16 protein-coding genes and 1 tRNA gene are annotated in these 22,444 nt (G+C 61.6%); 16 read left to right on the plus strand and 1 reads right to left on the minus strand.

Going from position 1 to position 22,444, the window contains the following annotated elements; genetic code table 11:
- The first annotated feature begins 141 nt into the window (after nt 1–141).
- The 5 genes from dnaG to AD662_RS25690 all read left to right on the plus strand — a co-directional run bounded on the left by dnaG (nt 142) and on the right by AD662_RS25690 (nt 8,326).
- Nucleotides 142–2,100 (plus strand): DNA primase, encoded by a 1,959-nt coding sequence (gene dnaG / locus AD662_RS25670; protein ID WP_024616738.1) that lies wholly within the window; start codon nt 142–144, stop codon nt 2,098–2,100.
- 67 nt (nt 2,101–2,167) lie between these two features.
- Nucleotides 2,168–4,015 carry an RNA polymerase sigma factor RpoD gene (gene rpoD, locus AD662_RS25675; RefSeq protein WP_018607334.1) on the plus strand — a complete coding sequence of 616 codons (1,848 nt, stop codon included), beginning with the start codon at nt 2,168–2,170 and terminating at the stop codon, nt 4,013–4,015.
- Between the two features lie 126 nt (nt 4,016–4,141).
- A complete protein-coding gene (locus AD662_RS25680) occupies nt 4,142–7,885 on the plus strand; it encodes a bifunctional diguanylate cyclase/phosphodiesterase (protein WP_018607335.1) in 3,744 nt (1,247 codons plus the stop codon).
- Nucleotides 7,886–7,900: 15 nt separating this feature from the next.
- Nucleotides 7,901–7,977, plus strand: a tRNA-Ile gene (locus AD662_RS25685).
- Between the two features lie 106 nt (nt 7,978–8,083).
- Nucleotides 8,084–8,326, plus strand: coding sequence for a hypothetical protein (locus tag AD662_RS25690; RefSeq protein WP_053189956.1), 243 nt, complete (start codon nt 8,084–8,086; stop codon nt 8,324–8,326).
- Nucleotides 8,327–8,466: 140 nt separating this feature from the next.
- On the opposite strand, the gene AD662_RS25695 is transcribed toward AD662_RS25690, so the two are convergent.
- Nucleotides 8,467–8,712 carry a helix-turn-helix transcriptional regulator gene (locus AD662_RS25695; protein WP_029866746.1) on the minus strand — a complete coding sequence of 82 codons (246 nt, stop codon included), beginning with the start codon at nt 8,710–8,712 and terminating at the stop codon, nt 8,467–8,469.
- A gap of 88 nt (nt 8,713–8,800) precedes the next feature.
- Between AD662_RS25695 and AD662_RS25700 the strand changes: the two genes are divergently transcribed.
- The 11 genes from AD662_RS25700 (at nt 8,801) to AD662_RS25745 (ending at nt 22,407) form a co-directional block, all read left to right on the plus strand.
- A complete protein-coding gene (locus tag AD662_RS25700) occupies nt 8,801–11,230 on the plus strand; it encodes a hypothetical protein (RefSeq protein WP_053189957.1) in 2,430 nt (809 codons plus the stop codon).
- 36 nt (nt 11,231–11,266) lie between these two features.
- Entirely contained in the window at nt 11,267–11,728 is a 462-nt protein-coding gene (locus AD662_RS25705) for an Lrp/AsnC family transcriptional regulator (protein WP_053189958.1), read from the plus strand.
- A 277-nt stretch (nt 11,729–12,005) separates the two neighbouring features.
- Nucleotides 12,006–13,688, plus strand: a complete 1,683-nt coding sequence (locus AD662_RS25710) for a flavin monoamine oxidase family protein (RefSeq protein WP_003206211.1) — start codon at nt 12,006–12,008, stop codon at nt 13,686–13,688.
- Between the two features lie 12 nt (nt 13,689–13,700).
- The gene (locus AD662_RS25715; protein WP_053189959.1) at nt 13,701–14,495 is read left to right on the plus strand and encodes a carbon-nitrogen hydrolase family protein; all 795 of its coding nucleotides are present in this window, start codon (nt 13,701–13,703) and stop codon (nt 14,493–14,495) included.
- 62 nt (nt 14,496–14,557) lie between these two features.
- A complete protein-coding gene (pqqF, locus tag AD662_RS25720) occupies nt 14,558–16,999 on the plus strand; it encodes a pyrroloquinoline quinone biosynthesis protein PqqF (RefSeq protein ID WP_053189960.1) in 2,442 nt (813 codons plus the stop codon).
- 170 nt (nt 17,000–17,169) lie between these two features.
- Nucleotides 17,170–17,244: a pyrroloquinoline quinone precursor peptide PqqA gene (pqqA, locus tag AD662_RS29000; protein WP_003177660.1), complete on the plus strand. Its 75-nt coding sequence runs from the start codon at nt 17,170–17,172 to the stop codon at nt 17,242–17,244.
- An 80-nt stretch (nt 17,245–17,324) separates the two neighbouring features.
- Entirely contained in the window at nt 17,325–18,236 is a 912-nt protein-coding gene (gene pqqB / locus AD662_RS25725; RefSeq protein ID WP_053189961.1) for a pyrroloquinoline quinone biosynthesis protein PqqB, read from the plus strand.
- Nucleotides 18,237–18,446: 210 nt separating this feature from the next.
- Nucleotides 18,447–19,199 (plus strand): pyrroloquinoline-quinone synthase PqqC, encoded by a 753-nt coding sequence (gene pqqC, locus AD662_RS25730; RefSeq protein ID WP_053189962.1) that lies wholly within the window; start codon nt 18,447–18,449, stop codon nt 19,197–19,199.
- The gene (gene pqqD, locus AD662_RS25735; protein WP_018607357.1) at nt 19,196–19,471 is read left to right on the plus strand and encodes a pyrroloquinoline quinone biosynthesis peptide chaperone PqqD; all 276 of its coding nucleotides are present in this window, start codon (nt 19,196–19,198) and stop codon (nt 19,469–19,471) included. Before pqqC ends, pqqD begins: the two co-directional genes overlap by 4 nt.
- A complete protein-coding gene (pqqE, locus tag AD662_RS25740; protein WP_053189963.1) occupies nt 19,443–20,612 on the plus strand; it encodes a pyrroloquinoline quinone biosynthesis protein PqqE in 1,170 nt (389 codons plus the stop codon). Before pqqD ends, pqqE begins: the two co-directional genes overlap by 29 nt.
- Nucleotides 20,578–22,407 (plus strand): S9 family peptidase, encoded by a 1,830-nt coding sequence (locus tag AD662_RS25745; RefSeq protein ID WP_053189964.1) that lies wholly within the window; start codon nt 20,578–20,580, stop codon nt 22,405–22,407. Before pqqE ends, AD662_RS25745 begins: the two co-directional genes overlap by 35 nt.
- The last annotated feature ends 37 nt before the right edge of the window (nt 22,408–22,444 follow it).

Raw genomic sequence — 22,444 nt, forward strand, 5'->3', positions numbered from 1 at the left:
TGGATTATCGGCAGATACACTTCCCGACAGCGATGATGCAGACGACCCGGTCGAGCCACCGATTTAGCGTGCCTCAAACCCAGACCCGGTTACGCCTGCCGATTTCGGGTCCATATTTCGCGCAGTGATGATGAGAACGCCATGGCCGGGCTGATTCCCCAGAGCTTTATTGACGACCTCCTGAACCGCACCGACATCGTCGACGTGGTCAGCTCTCGCCTGCAAATGAAGAAAGCGGGCAAGAACTACACGGCCTGCTGCCCGTTCCATAAAGAGAAAACGCCTTCTTTCAGCGTCAGCCCCGACAAGCAGTTCTACTATTGCTTCGGCTGCGGCGCTGGCGGCAACGCCCTCGGCTTCATCATGGACCACGACAACCTGGACTTTCCCCAGGCCGTCGAAGAACTGGCCAAAGCCGCCGGCATGGAAATACCCCGGGAGGAAAGCGGCCGACAGCACAAGCCGCGCCAACCGACCGATTCACCGCTCTATCCGCTACTGACGGCAGCGGCCGATTTCTACCGCCAGGCCCTCAAAAGCCATCCGGCACGCAAGGCCGCGGTGGATTATCTCAAGGGCCGCGGCCTGACCGGCGAAATCGCCCGGGACTTCGGCCTCGGCTTCGCCCCGCCCGGCTGGGACAACCTGTACAAGCACCTAAGCAGCGATACGCTGCAACAGCGCGCCATGATCGACGCTGGCCTGCTGATTGAAAATGCCGAAACCGGCAAGCGCTACGACCGCTTCCGAGACCGGGTCATGTTTCCGATCCGCGACACACGCGGGCGGATCATCGCCTTTGGTGGCCGGGTGCTGGGCGACGACAAGCCGAAATACCTGAACTCCCCGGAAACCCCGGTGTTCCATAAGGGCCAGGAACTCTACGGCCTGTACGAAGCACGCAAGAACAACCGCAACCTCGACGAAATCATCGTCGTCGAAGGCTACATGGACGTTATTGCCCTGGCCCAGCAAGGCCTGCGCAATGCCGTCGCGACCCTGGGCACGGCCACCAGCGAAGAGCACATGAAGCGCCTGTTTCGCGTGGTGCCCAACGTGCTGTTCTGCTTCGACGGCGACCAGGCCGGCCGTAACGCCGCCTGGCGCGCACTGGAGGCCACCTTGCCGTGCCTGCAGGACGGACGCCGGGCGCGTTTTCTGTTCCTGCCCGAGGGCGAGGACCCGGACACCCTGGTGCGCTCCGAAGGTACCGACGCATTCCGTGCGCGGATCAACCAGCACGCACAACCGTTGGCCGATTATTTTTTCCAGCAGTTGACCGAAGAAGCCGACCCACGCTCCCTCGAAGGCAAGGCCCACATGGCCACCCTCGCGGCACCGCTGATCGACAAGGTGCCCGGCGCCAACCTGCGCACACTCATGCGCCAGCGCCTGACCGAGATCACCGGCCTGAACAGCGAAGCGGTCAATCAACTGGTGCACAGCGCCCCCCAGGAGGCGCCACCCGCTTATGACCCGGGCATCGATTACGACGCGATGCCGGATTTCGCCGACTATCATCAACCCCAGCAGGATTACGCCCCCCAGCAGGAATGGACACCGAAAAAACCCGGCAGTGGCGGCAAGAAATGGGACAAGAAACCCTGGGACAAGAACGGCAAGCGCGGCGATCGCGACCAACCACGTGCCCCGCGCGTGCCGGCCGCCGTCGAACCACCAACACTGGCCGCCTTGCGCACCTTGCTGCATCACCCGCAACTGGCGGAAAAAGTAGAGGACGCCGGGCACTTCGCCGCCGAGGATCACAGCAATACGCAATTGCTGGTTGCACTCCTTGAAGCCGTGCAGAAGAACCCCAAGTTAAACTCTTTCCAGTTGATCGCACGGTGGCACGGGACCGAGCAGGGGCGCCTCTTGAAGGCCCTGGCCGAGAAGGAATGGCTGATTGAAGGAGACAACCTTGAACAACAGTTTTTCGACACCATTACTAGCTTGTCCGCCCGCCAACGCGAGCGAAACCTGGAACAACTTCTGCGAAAAGCTCGCCAGAGCGAGTTGACCAGCGAAGAGAAAAACCAATTGCGCGACTTACTCAGCCGCAATGTTTGCGCATCAAACCCGACCTCAACTGGCGCGTGAGGTCACAGCTCAGGTATAATCCTCGGCTTGTTTTTTGCCCGCCAAGACCTTCAGTGGATAGGGTGTTATGTCCGGAAAAGCGCAACAGCAGTCTCGTATCAAAGAGTTGATCCTATTGGGTCGTGAGCAGGGCTACCTGACTTACGCGGAGGTCAACGACCACCTGCCGGAGGATATTTCAGATCCGGAACAGGTGGAAGACATCATCCGCATGATCAACGACATGGGGATCAACGTATTCGAGGTTGCTCCAGATAAGGATGCCCTTATGCTGGCCGACGCCGATACCGACGAGGCGGCCGCTGAAGAAGCGGCCGCAGCGTTGGCAGCGGTCGAGACCGACATTGGTCGCACCACCGACCCCGTGCGCATGTACATGCGTGAAATGGGTACGGTAGAGCTCCTCACGCGTGAAGGCGAAATCGAAATCGCCAAGCGTATTGAAGAAGGCATCCGTGAAGTGATGGGCGCAATCGCGCACTTCCCTGGCACGGTTGACCATATTCTCTCCGAGTACACCCGCGTCACCACCGAAGGTGGGCGCCTGTCCGACGTCTTGAGCGGCTATATCGATCCGGACGACGGCATCGCGCCGCCTGCCGCCGAAGTGCCGCCGCCGATCGACGCGAAAGCCGTCAAGGCCGACGACGACACCGATGACGACGACGCCGAAGCGAGCGACGACGAGGAAGAAGCCGAAAGCGGTCCGGATCCAGTCATCGCAGCACAGCGTTTCGGCGCTGTGGCTGACCAGATGGAAATCACCCGCAAGGCGCTGAAAAAGCACGGCCGCAACAACAAGCAGGCGATTGCCGAGCTGTTGGCACTGGCCGAGCTGTTCATGCCGATCAAGCTGGTACCGAAGCAATTCGAAGGCCTGGTCGAGCGTGTTCGCAGTGCTCTGGATCGCTTGCGCCAGCAAGAGCGCGCGATCATGCAGCTTTGCGTGCGTGATGCCCGCATGCCGCGTGCCGATTTCCTGCGCCAGTTCCCTGGCCACGAAGTTGACGAAAGCTGGACCGATGCACTGGCCAAGGGCAAGAGCAAATACGCTGAAGCCATTGGTCGCCTGCAACCGGACATCATTCGTTGCCAGCAGAAGCTGACCGCGCTGGAAACCGAAACCGGTTTGACGATCGCCGAAATCAAGGACATCAACCGTCGCATGTCGATCGGTGAGGCCAAGGCCCGCCGCGCGAAGAAAGAGATGGTCGAAGCGAACTTGCGTCTGGTGATCTCCATCGCCAAGAAGTACACCAACCGCGGCCTGCAGTTCCTCGATCTGATCCAGGAAGGCAACATCGGCCTGATGAAGGCGGTGGACAAGTTCGAATACCGTCGCGGCTACAAGTTCTCGACTTATGCCACCTGGTGGATCCGTCAGGCGATCACTCGCTCGATCGCCGACCAGGCCCGCACCATCCGTATCCCGGTGCACATGATCGAGACGATCAACAAGCTCAACCGTATTTCCCGGCAGATGCTGCAGGAAATGGGTCGCGAGCCGACGCCGGAAGAGCTGGGCGAACGCATGGAAATGCCTGAGGACAAGATCCGCAAGGTATTGAAGATCGCCAAAGAGCCGATCTCCATGGAAACCCCGATCGGTGATGACGAAGACTCCCATCTGGGTGACTTCATCGAAGACTCCACCATGCAGTCTCCGATTGATGTCGCCACTGTCGAGAGTCTCAAGGAAGCGACTCGCGAAGTACTCTCCGGCCTCACTGCCCGTGAAGCCAAGGTACTGCGCATGCGCTTCGGCATCGACATGAATACCGACCACACCCTTGAGGAAGTCGGTAAGCAGTTCGATGTGACCCGTGAGCGGATTCGTCAGATCGAAGCCAAGGCATTGCGCAAACTGCGCCACCCGACGCGAAGCGAGCATCTACGCTCCTTCCTCGACGAGTGACCCTTCAAAACCCCCGGCCCTGCCGGGGGTTTTGTTATGCACAGATAAAATCCCCCTCGTTACACCCCACCACCCTGTTGCCCGTCTACACTCGAATCATCCTCCCCAAGCCATGACGAGACAGTGATGCCCAGACTGACGGCCGCGCTTTTGCTGTCATTGATGACCTGGACCGCAACAGCTGGCGCGTTGACGCTCACCGACGAGGAGCTCCGCTGGCTCAAGAACCACCCCGACCTGCGCCTGGGTGTCGATGCCTCATGGCCGCCGTTTGAGTTTCGCGATGACCAGGGCCGCTATCAGGGCCTGGCCGCCGACTACGTCGACGTCATTCGTGAACGGCTGGCCATCAAGCTCACCCCCATCGAGCCGGTCAGTTGGACCGCCGTGCTCGAGCAGGTCGCACAGGGCAAAATCGACCTTTTGCCGGGCATCATGTCCACACCGGAGCGTCAGAATTACCTGGCGTTTACCCGGCCTTACCTGGATTTCCCCATTGTCATCCTGGCCCATCGCGGTGGCGCCCAGCCGCACAACCTCAAGGAACTGTACGGGCTGAAAATCGCCGTGGTGGAGAACTATGCCCCCCATGAATTGCTGCGCAACCACCATCCCGACCTGAACCTCGTGGCGCTGCCCAACGTCAGTTCAGCCCTGCAAGCACTGGCAACCGATGAAGTGGACGCGGTGGTGGGCGATCTGGCTTCCAGCGTCTGGAGCCTGCGCCAACTCAAGCTCGAAGGCCTTTATGTCAGCGGGGAAACGCCTTATCGCTATCAGTTGGCAATGGCCGTCCCTCGAGACAACAAGATATTGGTGGGCATCCTGGACAAAGTCCTGGCAGACATGAGCCCGGCCGAGGTCGCCGAGATCCAGCAGAAGTGGGTCGGCAATGTGCACGACTATCGCCAGCTCTGGTCAGACTTACTGTTTTACGGCCTGCCTGCGCTGCTGCTGATGGTCGGCATACTGGCGGTGGTGATTCGTATCAACCGCCGACTCAGCTCGGAAATCTCCCGACGGGTCGAGCTTGAGCAGGAGCTGCGCAGCAGCGAATACCATTACCGTGGGCTAGTGGAGAGCCTGTCGGCCATTGCCTGGGAGGCAAGGGTCAGCGATTTCACCTACAGCTACGTGTCGCCCCACGCCGAAGACCTGTTGGGCTATCCCCTCTCCCATTGGCTGGTCCCAGGTTTCTGGCGCAACATCATTCATCCGGCCGACCTGATCCGAGCCCAGACCTACTGCGATCATGAAGTGCTGGCAGGTCGCGACTACTGCGTCGATTATCGCGTGATCACCGCCGATGGCCGCTGCCTGTGGGTGCGCGATATTGTCAGCCTGATCGAGCACGGGCACGAACCAGTGATGCGCGGGCTGATGATCGATATCAGTGAAGCCAAGCGCACCGAGGAAGCGCTGCGCCTTTCGGAGCAGAAATTTGCCTCGGTATTCCGCCAGTGCCCGGACATCCTGGTGATTGCACGGTTATTGGACGGTTGCCTGCTGGAAGTTAACAAGGCCTTCGAAGAACAGATCGGTTTGAGTGCCGCCGAGGTGGTGGGACACAGCGCAACCGAACTGGATATCTGGGGCATCCAGGGCGTGGGGCCGGGCCTGTTGCAGCGCTTGCAGGCCGGCAGCATTCGCAACCTGGAAATGCCCTTCCGCCGTAGCAATGGCCAGGTGTTCACCGGGCTGATCTCCGCCGAGCCCTTCGACCTCGACACGACGCCAGCCCTGGTCGTGGTGGTACGGGACATCAGTCAACTCAAGGAAACCCAGCAGCAATTGCAGACCTCCGAAGAGAAGTTTGCCAAGGCGTTCCACGCCTCGCCCGATGGCCTGCTGCTGTCCCGGCAAAGCGACGGCCTGCTGATCGAAGTCAACGAAGGCTTCAGCCGCATTACCGGCTTCAACAGCGCCCTGTCGGTGGACCGCTCCACCTTGGACCTGGGCATCTGGGTCAACCTCAACGAGCGAAAGCAGATGCTCGACCTGCTGAAGCGGGACGGCTTCGTCAGGGATTTCAGCTGCCATATCCGTCGCAACGACGGGCAGATCCGGCTGTGCGAAGTCTCCAGCCGCCCGCTGCCCATCGGCAACGAAGACTGCATGCTGACCATCGCCCGGGACATCACCGAACGCCACCTCATGCAGGAGAAACTGCAACAGGCTGCCACCGTGTTCGAAAGCACTGCCGAAGGCGTGCTGATCACCGATACGCAACAGCACATCAGCGCAGTGAACCGAGCCTTCACCGAAATCACCGGCTACAGCGAAACCGAAGCCTTGGGCCATACACCTCGGTTGTTGGCTTCAGGCCTGCATGACAGTGCGTTTTACGCCGCGATGTGGCACCAGTTGACGGCGGAGGGCCACTGGCAGGGAGAGATCTCCAATCGGCGCAAGAACGGCGAGCTCTACCCTAGCTGGCTGACCATCAGCGCGGTGCGCAATCGGGATCGACAGATCACCCATTTCGTCGCGGTCTTCGCCGATATCTCCAGCCTCAAACACGCCCAGGCCCGCCTCGATTACCAGGCCCACCATGACCCGCTGACGGGCCTGCCGAATCGCACACTGTTCGAAAGCCGCTTGCTGGCAGCTCTCAATGGCCAGCAGGAAAACGGTGGCCAGGGTGCCGTGCTGTTCCTGGATCTGGACCGCTTCAAGCACATCAATGACAGCCTCGGGCACCCGGTCGGCGACCTGTTGCTCAAGGGCATTGCCGTACGCTTGCGCGAACAGTTACGCGACATCGACACCGTGGCGCGCCTGGGCGGCGACGAGTTCATCATCCTGCTGCCGGGCTTGCAGCAGCCCAGCGATGCCGAGCACATCGCCCAGAAACTGCTGAACTGCTTTGCCGCGCCATTCCAGGCCGGCGAGCACGAGTTCTTCATCAGCGCCAGCATCGGTACCAGCCTCTACCCACAGGATGGCTGCGACGTCGCCACGCTGGTCAAGAACGCTGACGCGGCGATGTACCGCTCCAAGGCCAAGGGCCGCAACCGGGTGGAGAAATACACCTGTGACCTCACCGCCCAGGCCAGCGAGCGCGTGGCCTTGGAACACGAGCTGCGACGAGCGATCGAGCGCAACGAACTGTCACTGTCCTTCCAACCGAAAATCAGCCTCGCCGACAACCGCCTGGTGGGCGCCGAGGCGCTGATTCGCTGGTATCACCCGACATTTGGTGACGTCCCGCCCGAACACTTCATCCCGTTGGCGGAAGAAAACGGCATGATCCTGCAAATAGGCGACTGGGTACTGGAACGCGCCTGCCGGCAACTGTGCGAATGGAACAGCACCTATGAAAGCCTCGGCCCCCTCTCGGTCAACCTGGCCGGCGCCCAACTGCGCCAACCCAACCTGCTGGGGCGTATCGAGCAACTGCTGCGCGAACACCAGCTCCAGCCCGACTTATTGCAACTGGAAATTACCGAAAATTTCATCATGAGCCAGGCCGAAGAGGCCCTGACGGTGCTGCACCAGTTGAAAAACCTCGGCGTGCAACTGGCCATCGACGACTTCGGCACGGGCTATTCCTCCCTGAGTTACCTCAAGCGCCTGCCGCTGGATATCCTCAAGATCGACCAATCCTTCGTCCGCGGCCTGCCCGACGACCCCCACGACGCGGCCATCGTGAGGGCAATCATCGCGCTGGGCCGCAGCATGCAATTCACCATCATCGCCGAGGGCGTCGAAACCCTGGCCCAGCAGCAATTCCTGACCGAAGAAGGTTGCGAACAGATCCAGGGCTACATCGTCAGCCTGCCCCTGGGCGCCGACGAATTTGCCGCAACGTTTCTTCGTGTGACCGTATCGGATTTTTCGGATAGCACAGCCGAGAAACCGTCGCTATAATCCGCGGCCTACTGAGGGCCTATAGCTCAGTTGGTTAGAGCAGAGGACTCATAATCCTTTGGTCCACGGTTCGAGTCCGTGTGGGCCCACCATACAAAAAGCCGCGCATTGCGCGGCTTTCGTGTTTCTGGATGGACCACCACAGATACAGTCGCTTAGACCTATCGACGCTGGTCATCAAGGTCTGAGGAACTGCACATGCCCTACATCATGCAAACTGTCGTCCTTCTGGTGCTGGGCGCGATCCTCGTTCAGTTTCTGAAACCATACTCGCTGCGCAAGTGGCTGGGTTTGGCGCTGCTGGCAACGGGCTTGGTCAGCATCTTCAAGGTTGGTGAGCAGCAGGTGCTGGGCTTTGACCTGAAGCTGCTAGCACTGCTGGCCGTGCCGCTGGGCGTGGTGCTTTTTCTGACGCGGCGGCGGTTCACGGAGGGGGACTGAAGCCCTGGCACGATTTCTCGGTGCCGTCTCTGACCCAAAATCATATGGGACAACAGTCGATCAACAGTGGTCTCCACCACTGCCATGAATCATTTTCCCGCTGTCGCCTTCAGACGTCGCAACCTGTAGTAAGGTCGTCATCAGTCGAACACTCCCTGGATTTCGTCAAGCGTGGGCATTGCAGCTGGCACCACGGCGAATTCACAATCCAGAGCCCCCAGAATTCGCGCGTAGGCGAGCATGCCCACCGACAGGTCACCCTTTTCAATGGCGATGACCTTCTGCCGGGTGATACCCGCCAAAGCAGCGAGATCGGCTTGGGTCAGACCGCGATTCAGGCGGCGCTGCCGGACCTGTTGACCAAGACGTGTTGTGATAAAAATCAAAACCGCTGTGTCGCATAGGGGAGCAGTTCTCCCGTTAGCCTCTTTCGCTCCATTACAATAAAAATCCCCCTCCCTCACCGAGACGCCCATCATCGCCAGCCCCAGCCTCCCCCGACTGTTTCTTGAACTGTTCTGGCAACTCGGCATCCTGCTGGTGCCGGCCTTTTTCGTCACCGTGCTGCCACCCCCATTGGCTTTGCTGGCGGTGGTGTTCCTTGGGCTGCTGATGGGCCTGGCCGCTCGCCTGGGCTTTTTGCCGGTGGGCCGAGGCATTGCCCGGCTGACGGTGGGCGCTGTGTTTGGCCTGGGTTTCAGCCTGGGCCGGGCGTTGCCTGAGTGGTGGGGCATCTTGGTAGCGATCGTCGGCATCATGGTCGGGCTCGCCTGCGTCAGTAGCTGGGAGAGGCGCCTTGGGTTGACACCCATTTCCAGCAAAGGGCCGAGTGCCTGGGGCGGAAACGAACCGTTGCTGACCCCTGAAGGCGAGCCGATCCGGGCGTTCAACCACGGCGAAATCGCCATGGGCGGCCCGACTTATTGCGACTATCTGTTCCCCGACGGCGTGCTCCTGCAAGGCCTGGGCTCTTCGGCCGTATTCTCCAGCGACGGGCGCTATTTCGCGGCACCGGTACCGTCCCGGCAGGCATGGGGACTGGTGGTCCTCGACCGTCAGCAACGCCAGTTGTACCGCTGTGCCGACAGCGAGCTCTGGGAGTTGGACGCTTTTGACCTCGACCTGTTGAATGGACGCCATAGCCCACTGGTGGATAACAGCGTTCGCGAAACCCGGCTCGATGAGCTGTTAAAAACGGCCAGCGTTTCCAATCTGGTGCCTGTCGCCGATCTCTGGCTGGAACCCGACTGGCACCCGGAGCATGTCCTGCACACGTTCGAACGACGTTCCGCCGACGGCCTGCAATGCCTGCAAGGCAACATTTCATTGCCTTCGACGTTCCGTGATCTGGACCAGCCACTGGAACCGCTGCGTTCACCGCGCTACACCGTCAGCATCAACGGACAACCGTCTGGCCTGCTGATGGCGGCCGATGCGCCACTGGTGTGGAGCACCGATCAACGCGCCCTGGTGTGCCTGGCCCAGGCGCGGGATCCTCAAGCAGATGGCGACCAGTATTGGTTGTGGCAGCTCGACAAAGGCTGGCGCGCCTTGCCATTGCCGTGGGTGAAGAGTGCTGCTGAACCGTCCTTCTACTGGCATGAGTTGCTGAGCCTCGACGCGCACCATGTGCATATCGGCGCGTACCTCGACTATCCGCGACCGGGTTCCGGCCGGTATGGCTACCGCCTGGACAGCATCCACAGCGATACCGAAACCCAGGCCGGTCATGACGCCCAGGGTCGCGTACAGGTTGCAGAGTTCAAACTGACCCGCACGGTCATCGCGATGCCGCTGGACAGTCCGGGAGTGCGAGGTGACTCGTACATCGAGACGCAGCCGCTGCTGGGTGGCGCATGCGCTCAGCTCATCTGGCTTTGCGACAATCGCGAGGGGCTTGGCGGTTATCGCTGCCAGATTGGTGATTGGCACTTGCCAGGCAGTTGGCTGCTGGATCATCGCGTCTCTGACTGCGGGCGCTACTTGGCACTGCTGCCCTTTGCAGACTCAACGACAGTGGCCACCCATGCGGTCATTGCAGATGTGCAGGATCGACGCCTGCTGGAAGGCCCCTCCATGTGGGTGGAACGGATACTCGACTTTCGGGATGGCCGCTTGAGTCTGGCAGTGGTGGCCGGTCGTCTTGACCACGACCTGGACAGCAGCGCGCTGCAACGCTTCAACATCCCGGCGCCGCCGATCGGCAGCGATCCTTCGTTCTTTCATCCCAGCGAGCAATCCCGGCTGTTCTACAACACCGTGGACCTGCAGGTGACAAACTCACAACTGCACAGCGTCGCCCCCTGGCGCCTGGTGGATCGTCCGCAAGTGGCCAACGCTGACGGAGACTTCATCCAGCCCGCCCACGACCATCAGGATGCCGCCTGGCTGTTCGGCAGCGAAACGGAATATGCCGACAGTTGGGTGCGTGCGCAGACGCCCCGGCTCGGAGGCCATCTGCTGACAGCCTCAGGCTGCGCGTTGGTCGACTTGGCACCGTCGATGATCTGGTCGACGGATAGCCGCTATCTGGCCCTGACCTGCATGGCGACCGATGTGACAGAACAGTGTGGAAGTTATCGAGGCTGGCAATTGCTGCTCCTGGATGTCCAGGAACACACATTGCGGGGGCATCCACAGTGGCTGGGCAACCGGCCGTTGTTTGAAAGCTTCGACGACGAACAGCTGCATGTACGGTGTTTCGAGCGCGATTGGGAAGCGCAAGACGATGACGACCCGGGTTCAGTGCAGTCGTTCTCACTGGATCTGTTGTTGCAGTTGCCCACCGAACAGCTGGTTTGCCAGGACGGTTTCTGGTTCAGGGCTTCACAGGTACACCTGGCCCCCGCCTGGCGCGCACTGGCTTTGCCTGCCGTTGGCTATTTCGCACGTGAGAGCCTGTAACATGCTCGCCATCGAATGCCTGCGCCGGAGCCCACTTTGACTGACACCCGCCCTCCCGTCCTCGACAAAATCGACCGGCAGCTGATCGCGGCGCTGCAAATCAACGCCCGGGAAAGCGTCGCCATGCTCGCCCGGCAACTGGGTATCGCCCGCACGACCGTGACCTCGCGGCTGGCGCGCCTGGAAAAGACCAAGGTGATTACCGGATATGGCGTGCGCCTGGGACAACGGGTGATTGACGGTGGCTTGCAGGCTTACGTCGGCATCAAGGTCCAGCCGCGCTCCGGCAAGGACGTGCTGCGGCGCTTGAGCGCCATGGCTCAAGTACAGCAGCTGTGCGCGGTCAGCGGTGAGTTCGACTATGTCGCCTGGTTGCGCACGGACTCGCCGGAACAGCTGGACCAGTTGCTGGACCAGATCGGCAGCGTGGACGGCGTGGAGAAGACCACCACCTCGATCATCCTCAGCAGCAAGATCGATCGAGGCCAGCCAGTCTAAACCCTGCGTCACTTAACCTGTGGGAGCGAGCTTGCTCGCGATGGCGTCAATCCAGTCAACACCGTCATGGAATGACATACTGCTATCGCGAGCAAGCTCGCTCCCACAGGGGACTGGTTTCGTCATTATGATTTATGAACAGATCAAGATGACTGATATGCGCTCAAAACGACGACATATTGTGTCTTATTAACATGTTCCACCCTCCCTAGAATGGCTGGCATCTTTCCTATACTCAGACGCGAACACTGCGTCGAGTCGCCCACCAAGGTCAGCCATGAACAAGAACAATCGCCACCCAGCAGACGGTAAGAAGCCCATCACCATTTTCGGGCCGGACTTTCCTTTCGCCTTTGACGACTGGATCGAACATCCGGCTGGCCTGGGCAGCATTCCCGCCCACAACCACGGTACCGAAGTGGCGATTGTCGGGGCCGGAATCGCCGGTCTGGTGGCGGCGTACGAGCTGATGAAGCTGGGTCTCAAGCCCGTCGTCTACGAGGCGTCGAAGATGGGTGGGCGTCTGCGTTCACAAGCGTTCAACGGCGCCGAAGGGGTGATCGCCGAGCTGGGCGGCATGCGTTTTCCGGTGTCCTCCACCGCGTTCTACCATTACGTCGACAAGCTGGGCCTGGAGACCAAACCGTTCCCCAACCCGCTGACCCCGGCGTCCGGCAGCACGGTCATCGACCTGGAAGGCCAGACCTACTACGCACAGAAACTGGCGGACCTTCCCGCACTGTTCCAGGAAGTCGCCGACGCCTGGGCCGATGCACTGGAGGATGGCTCGCGCTTCGGCGACATCCAGCAGGCGATCCGCGACCGCGACGTGCCACGCCTCAAGGAGCTGTGGAACACCCTGGTGCCACTGTGGGACGACCGCACCTTCTACGACTTTGTCGCCACTTCCAAGGCCTTCGCCAAGCTCTCTTTCCAGCACCGCGAAGTGTTCGGCCAGGTCGGTTTCGGCACCGGCGGCTGGGATTCGGACTTCCCCAATTCGATGCTGGAAATCTTCCGTGTCGTGATGACCAACTGCGACGACCACCAGCACCTGGTGGTCGGTGGCGTCGAGCAGGTGCCCCACGGCATCTGGAACCACGTGCCGGAACGCTGCGTGCACTGGCCGCAAGGGACCAGCCTGAATTCGTTGCACCTGGGCGCCCCACGCAGCGGCGTGAAGCGCATCGCCCGCGCGGCCGATGGCCGGTTCAGCGTGACCGACGTCTGGGACAACACACGCGAGTACGCCGCGGTGCTGGTCACCTGCCAGAGCTGGCTGCTGACCACCCAGATCGAATGTGAAGAAGCGCTGTTCTCGCAAAAAATGTGGATGGCCCTGGACCGCACCCGCTACATGCAATCGTCGAAGACCTTCGTGATGGTCGACCGGCCATTCTGGAAGGACAAGGACCCGGAGACCGGCCGCGACCTGATGAGCATGACCCTGACCGATCGTCTGACCCGTGGCACCTATCTGTTCGACAACGGGGACGACAAGCCAGGGGTGATTTGCCTGTCGTATTCCTGGATGAGCGACGCGCTGAAAATGCTTCCGCACCCGGTGGAAAAACGCGTGAAGCTGGCACTCGATGCCCTGAAGAAAATCTATCCCAAGGTGGACATCGCCGCCCGGATCATCGGCGATCCGATCACCGTGTCCTGGGAAGCCGACCCGCATTTCCTCGGCGCGTTCAAGGGCGCCCTGCCCGGCCACTATCGCTACAACCAGCGCATGTATGCGCATTTCATGCAGGACGACATGCCGGCCGAACAACGCGGGATCTTTATCGCCGGCGATGACGTCTCATGGACACCGGCCTGGGTCGAAGGCGCGGTACAGACCTCACTCAATGCCGTGTGGGGAATCATGAAGCACTTCGGCGGTGAAACTCACGCCGAGAACCCGGGTCCAGGTGATGTGTTCCATGAGATCGGTCCGATCGCCCTGCCCGAATAAAAGGAGTTATTGATGCGTGTAGCCCTCTACCAATGCCCGCCGCTGCCACTGGATCCGGCCGGCAACCTGCAACGCCTGCACCAGGTGGCGCTGGAGGCCAGGGGCGCCGATGTGCTGGTGCTGCCGGAGATGTTCATGACCGGCTACAACATCGGCGTCGACGCGGTGAATGTATTGGCCGAGGTCTACAACGGCGAGTGGGCGCAACAGATCGCCCGCATTGCCAAGGCCGCCAGCCTGGCGATTGTCTACGGCTACCCTGAGCGCGGCGAAGACGGGCAGATCTACAACGCCGTGCAACTGATCGACGCCCAAGGCGAGCGCCTGGCCAACTACCGCAAGAGCCACCTGTTCGGTGACCTCGATCACGCCATGTTCAGCGCCGGCGACTCAGCGCTACCTATCGTCGAGCTCAACGGCTGGAAGCTCGGCCTCCTGATCTGCTACGACCTGGAGTTTCCGGAAAATGCCCGACGCCTGGCCCTGGCCGGTGCCGAGCTGATCCTGGTGCCAACCGCCAACATGCAACCCTATGACTTCATCGCCGACGTCACCGTGCGGGCCCGGGCCATCGAGAACCAGTGTTTCGTGGCGTACGCCAACTACTGCGGCCACGAAGGTGAATTGCAGTATTGCGGCCAAAGCAGCATCGCCGCACCGAATGGCTGCCGCCCAGCCCTTGCGGGGCTGGATGAGGCCTTGATCGTCGGAGAACTGGATCGACAACTGATGGAAGACTCCCGCGCGGCCTACAACTACCTGCACGATCGCCGCCCTGAGCTTTACGACGACCTGCACAAACACTGATTGAGGATTGAGAACGCAGCCTAATCCGCTAGCATGAGCGCATCTTTGTTCTGGAAGCGCTCATGCCGGCCCCCGACTCCCTCCGCCCCCACACTGAAACCCTGGCCAACGGCTTGCGGGTGACATTGCGTCACGTCCCAGGCCTCAAGCGCAGCGCTGCAGTACTGCGAGTCGCGGCTGGCAGCCATGACGCGCCCCTGGCCTGGCCGGGATTGGCGCACTTGCTCGAACATCTGTTCTTCCTCGGCACCGCGCGTTTTCCCGCGGGGGAGAACCTGATGGCCTACGTGCAGCGCCACGGCGGCCAGGTCAATGCGCGCACCAGCGAACGCACCACGGATTTTTTCTTCGAATTGCCACCTGCAACCTTCGCCGACGGACTGGAACGACTGGGGGACATGCTCGCTCACCCACGCCTGGATGAGGCCGATCAGTTGCGCGAACGGGAAGTGCTGCACGCCGAGTTCATCGCCTGGTCCCAGGATGCTGCAGCCCAGCGACAGCTTGCCTTGCATGACGGCCTGTCGGCGACCCATCCACTGCGGGGTTTTCATGCCGGCAATCGCGATAGCCTGGCGGTGACGCAAGCCGAATTCCAAAGCGCATTGCACGACTTCTATCGCCGCTTTTACCAGAGCGGCCAGATGACCCTGAGCCTGGTCGGCCCGCAGAGCATCGACGCCTTGAAAGCGCTGGCTGAACAGTTCGACAGCCACATACCTGCCGGCGAAGCGCTTGCCAGGCCGGCACCACCAAGTTTGATGGCATCGTCCCAGACGAGTTATCAACAGGCCCGCGAGGGTTGCCTTGATCGGCTGTTCGCCTTCGAAGACTTGCCTGCCGCCTCGCCTCAAGCCCTGGACTTTCTGTGTACGTGGCTGAACTCCAGCAAACCGGGCGGCTTGCTCGCCACGTTGCGTCAGCGCGGCCTGGCTGACAGCCTCAAGGCCACCGCGCTGTATGAGTTTGCCGGGCAGGCGCTGCTGCACATCGAACTCAAGCACGCCAACGCCCAGACAGCGGCGCAGATCCAGCCGTTGCTGCACGACTGGCTGGGGTTCTTTGCCGCCCAGGACGACTGGGCGCCGTTGCGCGAGGAGTTCACCGCACTGTTGCAGCGCCGGCAAGAGACAGGATCGGCCTTGCAGGTGGCCCGCTGGGACGGTGAAGGACGTGACGGGCCGCTGTTGGCAAACGACCTCGTCAGGCTCAGGGAAATCCTCAGGCAACTGCACCCGGCCGATAACGTCGCGGGGCAATGGCAACTGCCCGCGCCCAATCCGTTCCTGCAAACGCCAAGCGAAGCGCCCCGCGCCGGGCTGATACGCGGCCAGACCAGCGCCCACCGCGGCTTGCGAACCTTCGCCCAGGACCGCTCCCGGGGTCGCCGGGAACGCTCGCCCATGCAGTTCAGCCAGGCGCTGCCAGACAACGGTCGTGAAGGCGCGGTGTACCTGCGCTGGCAACTGACGACCCAGGCACCGCTGGACTTTCAATCCAGGCTCGACCGGCACCTGCAGGATCTGCGAGAGGATGCTCGCCAGGCCGGCGTGGACGTCAGCTTCGAGCCCTCCGGTCATCAATGGCTGCTGAAACTGGTTGGCTTACAAGCGCCGATACCGTTGGTGCTCGAACACGTTCTGACGAAGCTTGCGCAACCGCTGCCAATGGCCCAAGCCGGTCACGAAACCCCGCCGATGCCGATTCGGCATCTGTTGAAGGCGCTGCCAGATCACTGCCGCCACAACCGCCAAGCGCCAGCGTTGCCAATGCCCGACAGCGACCAAAGCGTGTGGACAACGGCCCGATGGGACGGGCTGTCCATCGGCCTGTCGACGGCCACTCAAGGGGCGTTGGGCCCTGCGTTGGCCCGAGTGCCGGGCATTGCCGGCGATGAAGCCAGCCCGGTGCCGGCACCTCGCGGGCAACGCCTCTGGCATAGGCTCCAGACTCACGGCGAAGAACCGGCCGTGTTGCTGTTTTGCCCGACAGCCACCCCGACGCTGGCCGACGAAGCCGCCTGGCGGTTGCTGGCACAGCTGTGCCAGACGCCGTTCTACCAGCGCCTGCGCGTCGAGTTGCAGTTGGGTTATGCGGTGTTCAGTGGGTTGAAGCAGATCGACGGGCAAACCGGGGTGTTGTTCGGCGTCCAATCGCCCAGCCTTTCGGCAACGCAACTGAGCGCCCACATCGAACAATTTCTGGCTGGGCTACCGGCGCTGATCGAGCAGCTCGATGACTCATCCCTGACCGGCCAGCAGCAGGCGCTTGCCGCCCAACTCCAGGACACCACCCTGCCCTGCGCCCAGGCCGCCGAACTGCTCTGGCAGGCCAAGTTGGCCGCCCGCCCGTCGGATTATCTTGAGCAACTGTCCGCTGCCATCGTGTATCTGGATCGCAAGCAGCTACAAATGGCCGCCCAACGTCTGATCAAGGCTGAAGGAGGATGGTATTGCCTGAGCAACGGAGCCTGCCCGGGAGAGCGCTGGCAAGCGGCGCAGTGATCATTGCAGGGGCCGTAATGAGCTTTCTTCGAGAATCGCGGCGAACGAATATGTCAGATTTAGTAACATAGGCGTCTAAGCATCTGAACATCTCCGAACGGAGGTGGACTATATGTATAGGTCTCAACCGTTCTATCTAACGAAAGCATCCCAACCAAAGGAGTATTCCCATGTCCTGGTCCAAACCCGCATATATCGACCTGCGTATCGGTTTCGAAGTCACCATGTACTTCGCCAGCCGTTGAATGCTGCAGGCGGTTAAGCACGCAGCACTACGCCTCGGCCAGCCGAGGCGTTTTTATTTCGGTTTGCAGATGGAGCAGCCATGTTCGTCCAGATTCTAGGTTCTGCCGCCGGTGGCGGTTTCCCCCAGTGGAACTGCAACTGCGCCAATTGCGCAGGTTTTCGCGATGGCAGCCTGCGGGCCCAGGCGCGCACCCAATCGTCCATCGCCCTGTCCGATGACGGTGTGAACTGGGTGCTGTGCAACGCCTCTCCGGACATTCGCGCCCAGCTCCAGGCGTTTGCCCCAATGCAGCCGGGCCGGGCCCTGCGCGACACCGGCATTGGCGCGATCATCCTGATGGACAGCCAGATCGACCACACCACCGGCCTGCTCAGCCTGCGTGAAGGTTGCCCGCATCAAGTCTGGTGCACCGACATGGTCCATGAAGACCTGAGCACCGGCTTTCCGCTGTTCAACATGCTGACCCACTGGAACGGCGGGTTGAGTTGGAATCGCATCGAACTCGACCAGAGCTTCACCATCGCCGCCTGCCCGAACCTGCGCTTCACCCCACTGCCCCTGCGCAGCGCCGCACCGCCCTATTCACCGCATCGCTTCGACCCGCACCCGGGCGACAACATCGGGTTGATCGTCGAAGACCTGCGCACGGGTGGCAAGCTGTTCTATGCCCCGGGCCTGGGCAAGGTCGACGAGTCGTTGTTGGCGATCATGGCCGGCAGCGATTGTCTGCTGGTGGACGGTACGATGTGGGACGACGATGAAATGCAGCGCCGTGGCGTCGGCACCCGCACTGGCCGGGAAATGGGCCACCTGGCCCAGAATGGCCCCGGTGGTATGCTCGAAGTGCTGGAACAAGTACCTGGGCCGCGCAAAGTCCTTATCCATATCAACAACACCAACCCGATCCTGGACGAAGACTCGCCCGAGCGGGCTGAACTTGTACGTCGAAAGATTGAAGTGTCTTACGACGGAATGAGTATTGAGTTGTAGGAAGGGCGGAACCAATGTGGGGTGAGCTTGCGGTGTGCCAGTCAACGCTTGTGCTGGCTGATAGGACGCCTTCGCGAGCAAGCCCGCTCCCACAGAGGCCGAGTAGCACTTGATATTTTATGCACCGCAAAACCAATGTGGGAGCGGGCTTGCTCGCGAAGAGGCCAGCCCAGCCCCCCAACCGCCAGCGGTTATTCCCCGGAGCCCCAAATGACTGACACCCCCCTGTCCCCCGCCGAGTTCGAAGCCGCCCTGCGTGCCAAGGGCGCGTATTACCACATCCATCACCCGTATCACGTGGCGATGTATGAAGGCCGCGCGACTCGCGAGCAGATCCAGGGCTGGGTCGCGAACCGTTTTTACTACCAGGTGAATATCCCGCTCAAGGACGCCGCGATCCTGGCCAACTGCCCGGACCGGGAGATCCGCCGCGAGTGGATTCAGCGCCTGCTCGACCACGACGGCGCTCCCGGCGAAGACGGCGGCATCGAAGCCTGGCTGCGGCTGGGCCAGGCGGTGGGCCTGGACCCCGATCAACTGCGCTCCCAGGAGCTGGTGCTGCCCGGGGTGCGTTTCGCCGTGGATGCCTATGTCAACTTCGCCCGCCGGGCCTGCTGGCAGGAAGCCGCCAGCAGCTCGCTGACCGAACTGTTCGCCCCGCAGATCCACCAGTCGCGCCTGGACAGTTGGCCCCAGCACTACCCCTGGATCGACCCGACCGGCTATGAGTACTTCCGCACCCGCCTGGGCCAGGCCCGGCGTGATGTGGAACATGGCCTGGCGATCACCTTGCAGCACTACACCACCCGCGCAGGGCAGGAACGCATGCTGGAGATTCTCCAGTTCAAACTGGACATCCTCTGGAGCATGCTCGACGCCATGAGCATGGCCTATGAATTGAACCGCCCGCCCTACCACAGCGTGACCGGGCAACGGGTGTGGCACAAAGGGATCATCTTATGAGTTTCGACCGCAGCAAAACCCCGCGCTGGCGCCCCGGCTATCGTTTCCAGTACGAACCGGCCCAGAAAGGCCACGTGCTGCTCTATCCTGAAGGCATGATCAAGCTGAATGACAGCGCTGCGCTGATCGGTGGCCTGATCGATGGTGAACGGGATGTCGCGGCCATCATCGACGAGTTGGCGAAGCAGTTTCCCGGCGTGCCGGAACTCGGTGACGACATCGAGCAATTCATGGAGGTCGCCCGTGCACAGCACTGGATCGAACTTGCCTGAGAGCACCGGTCTGCCGCCCAAGCCTGAAGTCGGCTTGCCGCTGTGGTTGCTGGCGGAGCTGACCTATCGTTGCCCGCTGCAATGCCCGTACTGCTCCAACCCGCTGGACTTTGCCGAGCAAGGCAAGGAGCTGAGCACCGAGCAATGGTTCAAGGTCTTTCGCGAAGCCCGCGAGATGGGCGCTGCGCAGCTGGGCTTTTCCGGCGGCGAGCCGTTGGTGCGCCAGGACCTGGCCGAGTTGATCGGCGAGGCACGCAGGCTGGGTTTCTATACCAACCTGATCACCTCCGGCATCGGCTTGACCGAGCAGAAAATCAGCGACTTCAAGAAGGCCGGCCTCGACCATATCCAGATCAGTTTCCAGGCCAGCGACGAGCAGGTGAACAACCTCCTGGCCGGTTCGAAGAAGGCCTTCGCGCAAAAACTCGAAATGGCCCGAGCGGTAAAGGCCCACGGTTATCCGATGGTGCTGAACTTCGTGACCCATCGGCACAACATCGACAAAATCGATCGCATCATCGAGCTGTGCATCGCCCTGGAAGCCGACTTCGTAGAACTCGCCACCTGTCAGTTCTACGGCTGGGCGCAGCTCAACCGCGTCGGCCTGCTGCCCACCCGGGAGCAACTGGTACGCGCCGAGCGTGTCACCAACGAATACCGCGCCAAGCTGGAAGCGCAAGGCAATCCGTGCAAGCTGATCTTTGTCACGCCGGACTACTACGAAGAACGCCCCAAGGGCTGCATGAACGGCTGGGGCAGCATTTTCCTCACGGTCACGCCGGACGGCACGGCATTGCCCTGTCACGGTGCCCGCCAGTTGCCGGTGCAATTTCCCAACGTGCGCGACCACAGCATGCAGCACATCTGGTACGACTCGTTCGGCTTCAACCGCTTCCGCGGTTATGACTGGATGCCCGAACCGTGTCGCTCCTGCGATGAAAAAGAAAAGGACTTCGGCGGCTGCCGCTGCCAGGCGTTCATGCTCACGGGAGACGCCAGCAACGCCGACCCGGTGTGCAGCAAGTCCGAACACCACGGGGTGATTCTCAAGGCACGTGAAGACGCCGAGCACGCCACGCAAACCATTGAACAATTGGCCTTTCGCAATGAACGAAACTCGCGCCTCATCACCAAAAGCTGAGCCTTTCAGCGCCGCCCAGGCCGTTGCCGCCGGCACCGACTTCGCCGAACTGCAGCTCGGGCCTTTGGGCCTGTTCTGGAATGAATACCGCCCCGCAGACGGTGCCTGCCGGATCTGGCATTGGCAAGACGCCATGCCCCGCTGCCTGACACCGGACGGGTTCAGCGCGCGCAGCCGAGTCTATGAATACGGCGGTGGATCATTCTGCCTGAGCCATGACGGTGTGCTGTTCGTCAATGAGGCCGACCAGCAGCTGTACCACCAATCCCTGAACGACGAACGCCCCGTAGCGCTGACCTCGGGTGACTGCCGCTATGGGGATCTGAGCTTCGCCGACGGCCAGGTATTGGCGGTGGAAGAACAGGCCAACCAGCATCGCCTGGTGTCGATCGGGCTGGTGGATCATCAGCGACATCTGCTGGCCGAAGGTGCAGATTTCTACGCGTCACCCACCGTGAGCCCGGACGGCCAGCGGCTCGCCTGGATAGAGTGGAGCCGTCCGCATCAACCCTGGACCGCCACGCGCTTGATGCTGGCCGAGCGCAACGCTACGGGTTGGGGTGCGCCACGCTGTGTCGCGGGCAACGGTGAAGAAGAGTCCATCCAGCAACCGCGCTTCGATGCGGCCAGTCGTCTTTATTGCCTGACTGATCGCGGTGGTTATTGGCAGCCTTGGCTGGAGTCGGCCCAGGGCCTGGAACCGCTGCCTGCCGCCCAAGCCGATCACGCCCCAGCGCCGTGGCAACTGGGTGGCTGCACCTGGCTGCCGCTGGGCGAACACGCGTACCTGGCCAGTTGGACCGAAGCGGGTTTCGGGCGCCTGGGCCTGTGCCACGGTGACGATGCCGATGAGGACTTCACCGGCACCTACACCCGCTTTCGTAGCCTGGCGTTGGATGAGCGGTTCATCTACGCCGTTGCAGCCTCGCCGACCCGCCCATCGGCGGTCATTACCATTGAGCGGCATAGCCACGAAGTGGCCGTGCTGGCTGGCGGCGTCACGCCATTGCCCGTCGAACAGATCAGCCGTCCTCGCACCCTGCGCTATCCATCCGCGTCAGGCGAGGCCCACGGGTTCTTTTACCCGGCCATGAACGCACCCGCAAAGCCGCCCTTGGTGGTGTTCATTCACGGCGGCCCCACCTCGGCCTGTTATCCCTTGTTCGACCCGCGTATCCAGTATTGGACCCAACGTGGCTTTGCCGTCGCCGATCTCAACTACCGCGGCAGCAGCGGCTATGGCCGGGCCTATCGGCAGGCGTTGCATTTGAATTGGGGCGTGGTGGATGTCGAGGACGCCTGCGCGGTGGTCGCGTATCTGGACGAACAAGGCCTGGTCGATGGCCGACGTGCGTTCATTCGCGGTGGCAGTGCCGGTGGCTACACGACCCTCTGTGCCTTGGCATTCCATGATGTATTCCGCGCCGGCGCCAGCCTCTATGGCGTGAGCGACCCTGTCGCCCTGGCCCGTGCTACGCACAAGTTCGAAGGTGATTATCTGGACTGGCTGATCGGCGATCCGCAACAGGACGTCGAACGCTATCACGCCCGCACCCCGCTGTTGCACGCCGGGAACATCCGCGTGCCGGTGATCTTTTTCCAGGGTGAGCTGGACGTGGTGGTCGTACCGCAGCAAACCCGCGACATGGTCAGTGCTTTACAGGCCAACGGCGTGGCGGTCGAGGCGCACTACTATCCCGATGAGCGCCACGGTTTTCGCAAGGCCGCGAACCAGGCCCATGCGCTGGAGCATGAGTGGTTGTTCTATCGCAAGGTGATGGATGGCGACCTGTAGGATGCCAAAAAACTGTGGGAGCAAGCTCGCTCCCACA

This window comes from Pseudomonas kilonensis, assembly GCF_001269885.1.
Classification (GTDB): domain Bacteria; phylum Pseudomonadota; class Gammaproteobacteria; order Pseudomonadales; family Pseudomonadaceae; genus Aquipseudomonas; species Aquipseudomonas kilonensis.

Bases quoted from the DNA above. Each gene is read 5' to 3' on its own strand.
- AD662_RS25715 (WP_053189959.1), top strand. From the start codon at position 13,701: ATGCGTGTAGCCCTCTACCAATGCCCGCCGCTGCCACTGGATCCGGCC.
- AD662_RS25690 (WP_053189956.1), top strand. From the start codon at position 8,084: ATGCCCTACATCATGCAAACTGTCGTCCTTCTGGTGCTGGGCGCGATC.
- pqqF (WP_053189960.1), top strand. From the start codon at position 14,558: ATGCCGGCCCCCGACTCCCTCCGCCCCCACACTGAAACCCTGGCCAAC.
- pqqC (WP_053189962.1), top strand. From the start codon at position 18,447: ATGACTGACACCCCCCTGTCCCCCGCCGAGTTCGAAGCCGCCCTGCGT.
- pqqB (WP_053189961.1), top strand. From the start codon at position 17,325: ATGTTCGTCCAGATTCTAGGTTCTGCCGCCGGTGGCGGTTTCCCCCAG.
- dnaG (WP_024616738.1), top strand. From the start codon at position 142: ATGGCCGGGCTGATTCCCCAGAGCTTTATTGACGACCTCCTGAACCGC.
- AD662_RS25710 (WP_003206211.1), top strand. From the start codon at position 12,006: ATGAACAAGAACAATCGCCACCCAGCAGACGGTAAGAAGCCCATCACC.
- AD662_RS25680 (WP_018607335.1), top strand. From the start codon at position 4,142: ATGCCCAGACTGACGGCCGCGCTTTTGCTGTCATTGATGACCTGGACC.
- AD662_RS25745 (WP_053189964.1), top strand. From the start codon at position 20,578: ATGAACGAAACTCGCGCCTCATCACCAAAAGCTGAGCCTTTCAGCGCC.
- pqqD (WP_018607357.1), top strand. From the start codon at position 19,196: ATGAGTTTCGACCGCAGCAAAACCCCGCGCTGGCGCCCCGGCTATCGT.
- rpoD (WP_018607334.1), top strand. From the start codon at position 2,168: ATGTCCGGAAAAGCGCAACAGCAGTCTCGTATCAAAGAGTTGATCCTA.